Genomic DNA, 11229 nt, shown 5'->3' on the forward strand with positions numbered 1-11229 from the left:
AGGTCGAACTGCTGAACGACAACGTCGTTCTGACCGGAAGCGTGGACACGCCTCTCGACGCCAAGCGCGCCGTCGACCTGGCGACCATCTTCGTGTCCGGCGGTGAAGCCACGACCGGCCAGTATTCGCAGACCGCCGCCGGCGGATCGGCCAATGGCGGCGTCGACATCAACAACCCCGACCAAGACCGCCGCGTCTCGAAGATCGTCAACCTGCTGCAGATCATCGGCGACGACCAGGTGACGCTGAAGGTGACCGTGGCGGAGGTCAGCCGCTCGGTGATGAAGCAGCTCGGCGTCAACATGGTCGGCAGCGGCGGCAGCAACGGCATTTCCTGGGGCGCGCTGGGCGATACGTTCAGCGGCCTCGGCAAGCCGATCTCGAACTCGGGTTTCAATGTCGGCACCTCGGCGATCCAGGCCTACATCAATGCCATGGAACAGGCCGGTGTCATGAAGACCCTGGCCGAGCCGACGCTGACCGCCGTGTCCGGCGAGAAGGCGACCTTCAAGGTCGGCGGCGAGTACAACATGGTCAACAGCGTCAGCGCCAACGTTTCGACCGACAACCAGACGGGCAACAGAACCTATTCGATCGAGAAGATCGAATACGGCATCGGCCTGGAATTCCAGCCGGTGGTGCTGTCGCCCGGCCGCATCAGCCTAAAGGTCAGGACCTCCGTATCGGAGCCGACCACGGAGGGATCGGTGTCGCTGTCGGCCGGCGGAAGGAGCCAGGGCATGAATGCGCTTTCGCTGCGCAAGCGCCTGGCGGATACGACGGTGGAACTGCCGTCCGGCGGGTCGATGATGATCGCCGGCCTCGTCCGCGACGACGTCAGGCAGGCCGTCAACGGCTTGCCTGGCCTGACCAAGATCCCGGTGCTCGGCACGCTCTTCCGCAGCCGCGACTTCGTCCGCAACGAGAGCGAACTCGTCATCATCATCACGCCCTATCTGGCCAAGCCGGTCGCGCGCAACGAACTTGCCAAGCCGGACGACAACTTCAACGCCCCGAGCGACGGCGCAGGCATGTTCCTTGGCCGCGTCAATCGCGTCTACGGCACCATGCAGACCGACAGACCCGCCGGCCGCTATCACGGCGTTGTCGGGTTCATCTACAAGTGAGCGGGGAAGCGGACATGTTTCAGTCGACATCGAACACCACCGCGGCGCCGGCAAGGTCCGGTCGCGAGCGGATCCGCCGCTCCGTAGCCCCGGTCCTGGCGGTCCTGCTCGCCGCATCGCTCGCCGGCTGCGCCGGCTGGAAACGCGACAGCGTCACGGTCGGCGCCATCCCCGACGACTATCGCACCAGCCATCCGATCGTCATCGCGGAAAAGAACCAGAAGATCGATCTTCCCGTCGGCGCCGGCGATCGCGGCATGACCGGCGCCCAACGCGACACGCTGCTCGGCTTCCTCGACGGCTATGACAAGAGTGCGGCCCCGTCGCTGACCATCGCCGTCCCGAGAGGCTCGGCCAACGAGGTGGCGGCCTTGGTGGCCGGTCGCGATTTCGCCCGGGTCGCCGCCGCCTCCGGCGTCAAGCGCGGCCGCATCGTCATGACGTCCTATCAGTCGGCGGTTCCGGAAGCTTCGGCCCCGGTGCGCGTCGCCTTCGTGGCGGTGAGGGCGCAGACGGACAGATGCGGCCGCTGGCCGGAAGACCTGCTGCAGAATTCGGAAAACAAGCACTACGCCGACTTTGGCTGCTCGTACCAGAACAACCTTGCCGCCCAGATGGCCAATCCCAACGATCTGCTCGGGCCGCGCAAGCAGTCCGACATCGACGCCGAAAATCGCGGCGCGGTGATCGACCTTTACCGCTCGAGAGGCATTTCGAACGAATTCCTCGGCAACTCGGAAGTGACCTACTGAGTGGCGCAAGTCAGGAAGAGAGCATGACAATGAGCAATCTTGCCTATGACGCGCCTGTGGATGGCGGCGATACATCGCAACAGGACATCGCCGCGATGCAGGCATTGCGGCCGGTGCCGCGCATCTCGATCCAGGCATTTTGCGAGACCGAGGGCGTCGCCAGTCCGGTCCGCCTCGCCGGCGACGACCGGCGCATGGCGAAGGCCCATCTGAAGGTTCATATGGGCGGCATCGCCACGGCGATCGAGTTCTACCAGTCGGCGCCGACGCCGAACCTGATCCTGCTGGAATCGCGCAGCGAGCCGAAGCAGCTGCTGGAGCAGCTCGCCCAGCTTTCCGAATATTGCGATCCGTCCTCGAAGGTCGTGGTGATCGGCCATTACAACGATGTCGGCCTCTATCGCGAACTCATCCGCTCCGGCATTTCCGAATATGTCATCGCGCCGGTGTCGATGACCGACATCGTCAGCGTGGTCTCGTCGATCTTCGTCGATCCGGAGGCCGAACCGATCGGCCGCTCGATCGCCTTCATCGGCGCCAAGGGCGGCGTCGGTTCCTCGACCATCGCGCACAATGTCGCCTGGGCGATGTCGTCGCTGTTCAAGTCCGAGGTGGTCGTCGCCGATCTCGATCTTGCTTTCGGAACCGCCAACATCAATTTCGATCAGGATCCGGCGCAAGGTATCGCCGAGGCGGTGTTTTCGCCCGAGCGTGTCGACGAGGTCTATCTCGACAGGCTGCTTGCGCAATGCGCCGAGCACCTGTCGCTGCTCGCCGCTCCGTCCACGCTCGAACGGGTCTACGACTTCGATCCCGATGCCTTCTCGCAGCTCATCGACACCGCCCAGCGCAGCGCACCGCTCCTGGTCCTCGACGTGCCGCATATCTGGTCAGGCTGGAGCAAGAGCATCCTCGTCAAGGCGGATGAGGTGGTCATCACCGCGACGCCGGAACTGGCCAATCTGCGCAACACCAAGAACATGGTGGACATGCTGAAACGGCTGCGCCCGAACGATCCGCCGCCAAGGCTTGTCATCAATCAGGCAGGCGTTCCGAAGCGTCCCGAGATCGGACCGACGGACTTTTCCGAACCGCTCGGCATCACGCCCATGGCGGTCATCCAATTCGAACCGCTGCTGTTCGGCAACGCCGCCAACAACGGCCGCATGCTGGGCGAGATGGACGCCAAGAGCCCGGTCGTCGGCATCATCGACGAGATCGCGCATGTGCTGACCGGGCGCAGCGAAATCAAGATCAAGAAGAAGGCGGGCCTCGGCTCGCTTCTCGGCAAGCTCTCGCGCAACAAGAAGTGACGCACCCAGAGGCGGATGATTTCAGGTCGAATGGACCTGAAATCTGAATCCGGCCTCTAAATCGAAGAAAGTAGAGCATGATGTCGTCCGAAAGCGGCTTCACACTTTTCGGCATCCTGCTCCGGGCGGAATTGGTAGTCGATCATGTTTGGTAAGAGAGGCTCTGACGACGGCAACCGGTCCAAGCCGGAATTTCGCCAGCCGGCACCGGGCCCCGCGGCGCCGGGATCGGCGGATACGGCTGTTCTTGCGCGCCCCGCCGCGCCGGCGCAGTCGGGAGAGTTGGCCGCCCAGCCCGCCCGTCGCCCGGTCGAGCCGCCGCCGCTGGCGCCGGAGCCGAAGAAGGTCCAGCGCGAGCGCAGCGAGACCTACTACGACACCAAGAGCCAGGTCTTTTCCGCTCTCATCGACACGATCGACCTGTCGCAGCTCGCCAAGCTCGATCCCGAAAGCGCGCGCGAGGAAATCCGCGACATCGTCAACGACATCATCGCGATCAAGAATTTCGCGATGTCGATCGCCGAGCAGGAACAACTGCTCGAGGACATCTGCAACGACGTGCTCGGCTACGGTCCGCTGGAGCCTCTGCTTGCCCGCGACGACATCGCCGACATCATGGTCAACGGCTCCAAGAACGTCTACATCGAAGTCAACGGCAAGGTCGAACAGACCAGCATCCGCTTCCGCGACAATCAGCAGCTCCTCAACATCTGCCAGCGCATCGTCAGCCAGGTTGGTCGCCGTGTCGACGAATCGAGCCCGATCTGCGACGCCCGCCTTCCCGACGGTTCGCGTGTCAACGTCATCGCGCCGCCGCTCTCCATCGACGGCACCGCGCTCACCATCCGCAAGTTCAAGAAGGACAAGCTGACGCTCGACCAGCTGGTCAAGTTCGGCGCGATCTCGCCGCAGGGCGCCGAGGTCCTCAAGATCATCGGCCGCGTCCGCTGCAATGTCGTCATCTCGGGCGGCACCGGCTCGGGCAAGACGACGCTGCTCAACTGCCTGACCAACTACATCGATCGCGAGGAGCGGGTCATCACCTGCGAGGACTCGGCGGAACTGCAGCTGCAGCAGCCGCACGTGGTTCGCCTCGAAACCCGTCCGCCGAATCTTGAAGGCGAGGGCGAGGTCACCATGCGCGACCTGGTCAAGAACTGCCTGCGCATGCGGCCCGAGCGGATCATCGTCGGCGAAGTGCGCGGACCGGAAGTGTTCGACTTGCTGCAGGCGATGAACACCGGCCACGACGGCTCGATGGGAACGATCCACTCCAACAGCCCGCGCGAGTGCCTGAACCGTATCGAATCGATGATCGCGATGGGCGGCTACTCGCTGCCGCAAAAGACCGTGCGCGAAATCGTCGTCGGCTCCGTCGACGTGATCATCCAGGCGGCCCGCCTGCGCGACGGATCGCGGCGTATCACCCACATCACCGAGGTGATCGGCATGGAGGGTGACGTCATCATCACCCAGGACCTCATCCTCTACAACATCAAGGGTGAGGACGCGAGCGGCAGGCTTATCGGCGAGCACGTATCGACCGGCATCGGCCGCCCGCATTTCTGGGATCGTGCCCGCTATTATGGCGAGGAGCAGCGCCTCGCGACCGCGCTCGAGGCCATGGAGAAAAACGCTGGCTGAGGTATCTGGAGGCGTAGGGGCTCTGGTCGATGTTCGGAATTGACAGCACCGTATTGGCGTTTGTCGTGCTGGCCGGCTTCAGCGCCGGGGCGGTGGCCTATGCTTTCCTGTTCAACCGCATCAGCAACGAGAAGCAGGTCGGCAAGCGGCTTGAGACCATCAAGACCGCCGAAACCGACCGCTCCGTCGTCAAGGCCTCGCGCGACCGCGCCGCCGAGGCGGTCAAGCGGCGAAAATCCCTCCAGGATTCGTTGAAGCAGCTCGACGAGAAGCAGCGATCCAACGATCGCATCGTCAAGAAGCCGCCGCTGAAGGTGCAGATCCGCCAGGCCGGCATGCAGGTTTCCATCGAGCGCTTCTACATCTACTCGGCGATCTGCGGCATCGTGCTCACGGTGCTCGCCTATCTGGCCACCGCGCCCTTGCTGGTGCTGCCTGGCGCATTGCTGGCTGGCGGCCTCGGCCTGCCGCGCTGGTTCGTCTCGTTCCGCCGGACCCGCCGGGTCAAGGCATTCCTCAACGAGTTTCCCAACGCCCTCGACATCATCGTGCGCGCCGTCAAGTCGGGCCTGCCCCTCAACGACGCCATCCGTCTGATCGCCAACGAATCTCCGGAGCCGGTCAGGACCGAGTTCCGCCGCATCATCGATTCGCAGCAGATGGGCATGTCGATCCCCGATGCCACCATGCGCATGTCCGAAACCATGCCGTGCGCGGAGGCTGGCTTCTTCGGCATCGTCATCCAGATACAGTCGCAGGCCGGCGGCAACCTCTCCGAGGCGCTGGGCAATCTCTCTCGCGTGCTGCGCGACCGCAAGAAGATGAAGGCCAAGGTGCAGGCGCTGTCGATGGAGGCGAAAGCTTCGGCCGTCATCATCGGCGCCCTGCCTTTCGTCGTTGCCTTCCTCGTCTATCTGTCGAGCCCGAACTACATCATGCCGCTGTTCACCACCAGCACAGGCAACCTGATCATCGGCTGTTCCCTGGTCTGGATGTCGATCGGCATCCTGGTGATGCGCAAGATGATGAACTTCGAAGTCTAGGGGGCGTCCATGACGGACCAGGTCGTCAAATCGCTTACCGATCCCGCCTTCCTGATCGCCTTGCTGGTCGGCATCGCGGTGTTCGCGACTGTCTTCACGCTGTTGCCCGCGCTCGGCGGCAACCAGCTCAAGTCGCGCATGAAATCGGTGGCGCTCGAGCGCGAGGAGTTGCGCGCCAAGCAGCGCGTGCGGCTGGCCAACGAAGCCGATCGCCGCCGCAAGGGCCTGCGCGAGGAACAGTCGATCGGCATGCGCAACATCGTCGAGCGGCTGGATCTCAGGCGCGCGCTGGCCGATGAGGGAACGCTGCAGAAGCTCAAGGTGGCGGGTTTTCGCGGCCAGAATCCGCTGACGCGCTTTCTCTTCTTCCGCCTGGTTCTGCCCTTTGTCGGTTTCGCCCTGGCGGCCGTCTACCTTTTCGTGCTCGGCGGCCTGCCGCTGCAGCCGCCCTTCATCAAGCTGTTCGTCTGTGTCGTGGTTGCCTATGGCGGCTTCTACGCGCCGATCCTTTACGTCAACAACCGCGCCACCAAGCGCAAGCAGTCGATCCAGCTGGCCTGGCCCGACGCGCTCGACCTGATGCTGATCTGCGTCGAGTCGGGCATGTCGGTCGAGGCGGCGCTGCGCAAGGTCGCCGACGAGATCGGCGGGCAGTCGGTGGCGCTCGCGGAAGAATTCGTGCTTACCAACGCCGAGCTCTCCTATCTGCAGGAGCGCAAGGTGGCTTACGAGAATCTCGCCAGCCGCACCGGCCTGGAATCGGTCAAGTCGGTGACGCAGGCGCTGGTCCAGGCCGAACGTTACGGCACGCCGGTCGCGCATGCGCTGCGCGTGCTGGCTTCGGAAAGCCGCGACATGCGCATGAATGCGGCCGAGAAGAAGGCCGCCGCCCTGCCGCCCAAGCTCACCGTGCCGATGATCCTTTTCTTCCTGCCGGTGCTGTTCGCCATCATCCTGGGGCCAGCCGGCATCCAGGTCAGCCAGCGCGGCATCTTCGGCGATCAGCACAACACCAGCAGCCAGTAAGGCAGCCCGGACGCTGACGAAAAAGCTGCGCTTGACGCCGGCAATGGCCGCTGGCGTGACTGACAGGCTTTGGGAGATCAGTGATATTGTCGCGCTGATCGAGAAGAAGGCAGCCGAGACGCCGGCTGCGCGCGCCGAAGCAAACGGGACAGCCAATGATTGTGAGGATAGCGGAGCTGGAGATCGACGCCGACTGTCTCGACGCCTACGCCGCCCTTATCGCTGAAGAGACTGAAGCCTCCGTGAGGCTGGAGCCCGGGGTGCTTTTTCTGTTCGCGGTTTCGGTCAGGGAAAGCCCGCATCTCGTCCGCGTCATTGAGGGCTATGCCGATCAGGCGGCTTATGAAATGCACCTGACCACGCCGCATTTTCTCAAATACAAGGCCGAGACCGCCGGTATGGTGAAGACTCTCCGTCTCATCGAAACCGATCCGATCTCGCTGAAAGCCAAAGCTCAAATCTGGAACTGACCCACTGCCGATGACCTTGAAGAATCGGCTGACGCGCTGGCGTTGCCGTCAGTTGGTCGCGGCCTTGTCCTTGTCCTGGTCCTTCAGCTGGCTCCAGGCGTTCTGCTGGGCGAGCATCTGGCGCAGATAGGCGACATTGGCTTGCGCCTGGTCGGGTGAGAGTTCCTGTGAGGCGATCTTCTCGGCCTCGTCGAAGCGGCCTTGCAGGCCGACGACCAGCGCCAGGTTCTGGCGCACGCGGCTGTCGGCGTTGGGCTGCTGGGCCGCCGAGCGCATGTAGGTCTCGGCCGTGCGCAAATCGCCTTCCAGCACATAGGACATGCCGAGATTGGACAGGATCGAGGGTTCGTTCGGCTTGAGGTCGAGCGCCTTGCGATAGTCCTGGCGCGCCTCGTCCCGCTGGCCGAGCTGGTCTAGGATCGCGGCCTCCGCCGACACCAGCCGCCAGTCCGGATATTCCGGCGTCTGCGCGCGGCGCACGGCGTCCAGCGCAGGCTCGAACTGCCCGTTGGCGGCGAGCGCCTTGCCGTAGGCGGCGAGCACGTCGCGGTCCTTGGGCAGCGCGATCGCCAGCTTGCGCATGACGGCAAGCGACTGGTCGGCATCGCCGTCCATCTGCAGCGCCGCCGCGTAATTGGTGGCGATCCGTTTGTCGGTGGGGTTCTTGGCATAGGATTCGCCAAGCCTGGTCGTTGCGCTGTGCAACTCGGTCGCCGACATGGTCTCCAGCGGCTTGCTGTTGGAGCGCGTGATCGAGCCGGTGGTGAACTTGCTGGTCCCGCAGCCAGCGACACTTGCCGCGAGTGCTGCCATGAAGACCGTGGTGATCAGCCGCTTGCCCGTGGTGTTCATCAAACCGTTGATCAGCATCGGCCTGCGGCCTCCATCCATCTGCGGCCTTGCGTGGCCGTCTTCCCTCCCGAAGAAATATTCTGTTAACCCTAACGGACAGTTAAGAAAGGCCCCTGAAGCTCCCATTGTCCCTGCTGTTAGGGCAGGCCCACCGTTGCGCGGGGTCGAACGGACGACACGCTGGCTGGCGCCGTCGCCCGAATTCTCGTTGGATTTTTCTGACGCTTCTGCCAGTGAACAATGACCAAGCGTCCTTAGCCGGAGTCCATCGAATGCCAGTCGAACTCGTCGAGACGAAATCCACGGCCGCGCTGCCGGTTCATCTGGTCACCGGCGGCGGCCTCGAGGCCGCCGGCCTCGCGCCGGCCGCGATTGCCTGGGCCAGGGCCAACGGCTTTTCCGGCGAGGCCGGCAGGACGCTGACCTTGCCCGGCGAAGACGGCGCGCTCGCCGGCGCCTTGTTCGGCCTTGGCGACGGCGAGGGCACGCTTGCCGTTGGCGCCCTGGCGAGGGCGTTGCCCGAAGGCGACTGGCATTTCGCCACCGAGCCGGCCTGGCCGGATCTGGCCGCGACCGGGCTGGTGCTTGGCGGCTATGCCTTCACCCGCTACGGCAAGAAGCCCGGCAAGGCGCTGCGCTTCGTGCTGCCGGCGGGTGCCGATGCCGCGCATGTCCGCCGCATCGCCGATGGCGTTTTCCTGACCCGTGATCTGGTCAACACGCCGACCAGCGACATGGGGCCGGACGAGCTGGAAAAGGCGGCGCGGACGCTGGCCTCGGCGCACGACGCCGAAGTGTCGGTGATCGAGGGCGACGATCTCTTGAATCAGAATTTCCCGATGATCCATGCCGTCGGCCGCGCCTCATCCGGCGCGCCGCGGCTGATCGACCTGCTCTGGGGCTCGCCGGATGCGCCGAAGGTGACGCTGGTCGGCAAGGGCGTCTGCTTCGACACCGGCGGCCTCGACATCAAGCCGTCCGCGGGCATGCTGTTGATGAAGAAGGACATGGGCGGCGCGGCCAACGTGCTTGGGCTGGCGTCGATGATCATGGCTGCCAGGCTCAACGTGCGGCTGCGCGTCTTGATCCCGGCGGTCGAGAATTCGATTGCCGGCAACGCCTTCCGGCCGGGCGACGTGCTGACGAGCCGCAAGGGCATCACCGTCGAGATCGGCAATACCGATGCCGAAGGGCGGCTGGTGCTGGCCGACGCGCTGGCGCTCGCCGACGACGAGCAGCCCCAGTTGCTGGTCGACATGGCGACGTTGACGGGTGCCGCCCGCGTCGCGCTCGGCCCGGACCTGCCGCCTTTCTACACTGGCGACGATACGCTGGCGTCCGAGCTGTCGGCGGCCGCAGTCGCCGTGGAGGATCCTCTGTGGCGCATGCCGCTGTGGCGGCCTTACGATGCAAAGCTGTCGTCGAAGATCGCCGACATCAACAACGTCACCACCGACGGCTTCGCCGGTTCGATCACGGCGGCGCTGTTCCTCAAGCGCTTCGTCGAGAAGACGCCGCGCTGGGCGCATTTCGACATCTTCGCCTGGAACCCGTCCGATCGCCCATACGGCGTCACCGGCGGCGAGGCGCAAGGCATCCGGGCGCTGGAGCGGATCATCTCGAAGCGATTTGCGTGACGCATCCGGGACGGCCGGCAAGATGCCGCCACTGAAACGGAACCGAAACAATTTGCCGGCATGCTGGCGCGATGTCGATCTCGATGCGCCCGAGCCAGGCCCTCAGACTGTGGCAGCAGGTGATGCTGTCGCAGGTGCGCGACGGCTCGCCCGATCTCACCATGCGCCAGACGGCGATCCTGTTCACCATCTATCTCGACCCGCCGCCGCATACGGTGCGTGGGCTGGCCGCCCGGCTCAACGTCACCAAGCCGGTCATCACCCGCGCGCTCGACACGATGGGGGCGCTGAAGCTGGTGTCGCGCCACCGCGACGAGCTCGACAAGCGCAACGTCCTGATCCGGCGCACGGTCGAGGGCGCGCTCTTTGTCGAGCGTTTCGGCGATGGTATCATCGCCAGGGCCCATGAACTGCCCATCTGACCGATTGTCCATCTGACCGAGTGCTCGATTTGACCGCCAGGGATGCCCGCCTTCACGCCTTCCGTTCCGATCTCGCCGATGCCAGGCTGAAGGGAGAGGTCTCAGCCGATCGTTTCGTCGCCGGCCGGCCGGCGCGGATTTCGGTGTCCGTCGCCGACCTGCGCAAGGCGCCGCGCCCGGATGCCGGCGTCAACACGCAGGCCCTGTTCGGCGACGACGTGCTCGTTTTCGAGGACAGCGCAGGCTGGGCCTGGATCCAGGCCGAGCGTGACGGCTATGTCGGCTATGTCGCCGACACGGTGCTCGGTCCACGCGAGCAGGCGCCGACCCATATCGTTTCGGTACCGCGCACCTTCCTCTATCCGGGGCCGGACCTGCGCTTTCCAGTGAGCGGCCAATTGTCGATGGGATCGGCGGTGACGGGGACCGGCGCCGCCGAAACGCGCGGCACGCACTATGCTCTCTTGTCGTCGGGCCAGGCGCTCATCGCGGCCCATCTGCAGCCTGCCGGCGAGACTGCGGCCGACTATGTTTCGGTGGCGGAAAGTTTTCTCGGCACGCCCTATCTCTGGGGCGGGGTCTCGGGCTTCGGCATCGATTGTTCCGGCCTCGTGCAGTTGGCGATGCGCATGGCCGGCAGGGACGTGCTGCGCGATTCCGATATGCAGGCGGCCTCGATCGGCAAGCCGCTCGATCCGGGCCCGGACTTCACCGGCATGCGGCGCGGCGACCTAGTCTTCTGGAAAGGCCATGTCGCGATCATGACCGATGCCGACACAATGATCCATGCCAACGGCCACACCATGCTGGTCTCGCGCGAGGGACTGAAGGACGCCGTCGCCCGCATCGGCTATCTCTATGGCGGGCCGACGGGGGTCCGGCGACCGTGATCTTTCCCTCTCCCCGGTCACGGGGAGAAGGTGCCCGCAGGGCGGGGGAGGGG

11 protein-coding genes are annotated in these 11229 nt (G+C 64.8%); 10 read left to right on the top strand and 1 reads right to left on the bottom strand.

The genetic code is table 11. The features are described 5' to 3' along the window. The 7 genes from EN738_RS22210 to EN738_RS22240 all read left to right on the top strand — a co-directional run. The coding region (locus tag EN738_RS22210) for a type II and III secretion system protein family protein (RefSeq protein WP_145966898.1) at positions 1-1127 on the top strand (1127 nt) is incomplete at its 5' end. A gap of 14 nt (positions 1128-1141) precedes the next feature. After that, positions 1142-1879, top strand: coding sequence for a CpaD family pilus assembly protein (locus EN738_RS22215; RefSeq protein WP_127285592.1), 738 nt, complete (start codon positions 1142-1144; stop codon positions 1877-1879). 29 nt (positions 1880-1908) lie between these two features. Continuing rightward, positions 1909-3192, top strand: coding sequence for a CpaE family protein (locus tag EN738_RS22220; RefSeq protein WP_189340443.1), 1284 nt, complete (start codon positions 1909-1911; stop codon positions 3190-3192). 144 nt (positions 3193-3336) lie between these two features. Further along, positions 3337-4836, top strand: a complete 1500-nt coding sequence (locus EN738_RS22225) for a CpaF family protein (RefSeq protein WP_127285594.1) — start codon at positions 3337-3339, stop codon at positions 4834-4836. 29 nt (positions 4837-4865) lie between these two features. Then, entirely contained in the window at positions 4866-5879 is a 1014-nt protein-coding gene (locus tag EN738_RS22230; RefSeq protein ID WP_127285595.1) for a type II secretion system F family protein, read from the top strand. A gap of 9 nt (positions 5880-5888) precedes the next feature. Continuing rightward, positions 5889-6905, top strand: a complete 1017-nt coding sequence (locus EN738_RS22235; RefSeq protein ID WP_127285596.1) for a type II secretion system F family protein — start codon at positions 5889-5891, stop codon at positions 6903-6905. 155 nt (positions 6906-7060) lie between these two features. Continuing rightward, complete coding sequence (locus tag EN738_RS22240) at positions 7061-7375, top strand: putative quinol monooxygenase (RefSeq protein ID WP_127285597.1); 315 nt, start codon at positions 7061-7063, stop codon at positions 7373-7375. Between the two features lie 48 nt (positions 7376-7423). Here EN738_RS22240 and EN738_RS22245 read toward each other — a convergent pair whose 3' ends face one another. Further along, positions 7424-8245: a tetratricopeptide repeat protein gene (locus tag EN738_RS22245; protein WP_127285598.1), complete on the bottom strand. Its 822-nt coding sequence runs from the start codon at positions 8243-8245 to the stop codon at positions 7424-7426. Between the two features lie 254 nt (positions 8246-8499). On the opposite strand from EN738_RS22245, the gene EN738_RS22250 reads away from it, so the two are divergent. From EN738_RS22250 to EN738_RS22260, 3 genes are all read left to right on the top strand, one after another. Further along, positions 8500-9864 (top strand): leucyl aminopeptidase family protein, encoded by a 1365-nt coding sequence (locus tag EN738_RS22250; RefSeq protein ID WP_127285599.1) that lies wholly within the window; start codon positions 8500-8502, stop codon positions 9862-9864. A 71-nt stretch (positions 9865-9935) separates the two neighbouring features. After that, on the top strand, positions 9936-10286 hold the full coding sequence (locus tag EN738_RS22255; protein ID WP_127285600.1) for a MarR family winged helix-turn-helix transcriptional regulator: 351 nt from the start codon (positions 9936-9938) through the stop codon (positions 10284-10286). A 29-nt stretch (positions 10287-10315) separates the two neighbouring features. Beyond that, a complete protein-coding gene (locus EN738_RS22260; RefSeq protein WP_189605924.1) occupies positions 10316-11176 on the top strand; it encodes an NlpC/P60 family protein in 861 nt (286 codons plus the stop codon). Positions 11177-11229 lie beyond the last annotated feature (53 nt).

It is taken from the genome of Mesorhizobium sp. M4B.F.Ca.ET.017.02.2.1 (assembly GCF_003998955.1).
In the GTDB taxonomy this organism is placed as follows: Bacteria; Pseudomonadota; Alphaproteobacteria; order Rhizobiales; family Rhizobiaceae; genus Mesorhizobium; species Mesorhizobium abyssinicae.

Bases quoted from the DNA above. Each gene is read 5' to 3' on its own strand.
- EN738_RS22250 (WP_127285599.1), top strand. From the start codon at position 8,500: ATGCCAGTCGAACTCGTCGAGACGAAATCCACGGCCGCGCTGCCGGTT.
- EN738_RS22235 (WP_127285596.1), top strand. From the start codon at position 5,889: ATGACGGACCAGGTCGTCAAATCGCTTACCGATCCCGCCTTCCTGATC.
- EN738_RS22245 (WP_127285598.1), bottom strand. From the start codon at position 8,245: ATGCTGATCAACGGTTTGATGAACACCACGGGCAAGCGGCTGATCACC.
- EN738_RS22230 (WP_127285595.1), top strand. From the start codon at position 4,866: ATGTTCGGAATTGACAGCACCGTATTGGCGTTTGTCGTGCTGGCCGGC.
- EN738_RS22220 (WP_189340443.1), top strand. From the start codon at position 1,909: ATGAGCAATCTTGCCTATGACGCGCCTGTGGATGGCGGCGATACATCG.
- EN738_RS22240 (WP_127285597.1), top strand. From the start codon at position 7,061: ATGATTGTGAGGATAGCGGAGCTGGAGATCGACGCCGACTGTCTCGAC.
- EN738_RS22215 (WP_127285592.1), top strand. From the start codon at position 1,142: ATGTTTCAGTCGACATCGAACACCACCGCGGCGCCGGCAAGGTCCGGT.
- EN738_RS22255 (WP_127285600.1), top strand. From the start codon at position 9,936: ATGTCGATCTCGATGCGCCCGAGCCAGGCCCTCAGACTGTGGCAGCAG.
- EN738_RS22225 (WP_127285594.1), top strand. From the start codon at position 3,337: ATGTTTGGTAAGAGAGGCTCTGACGACGGCAACCGGTCCAAGCCGGAA.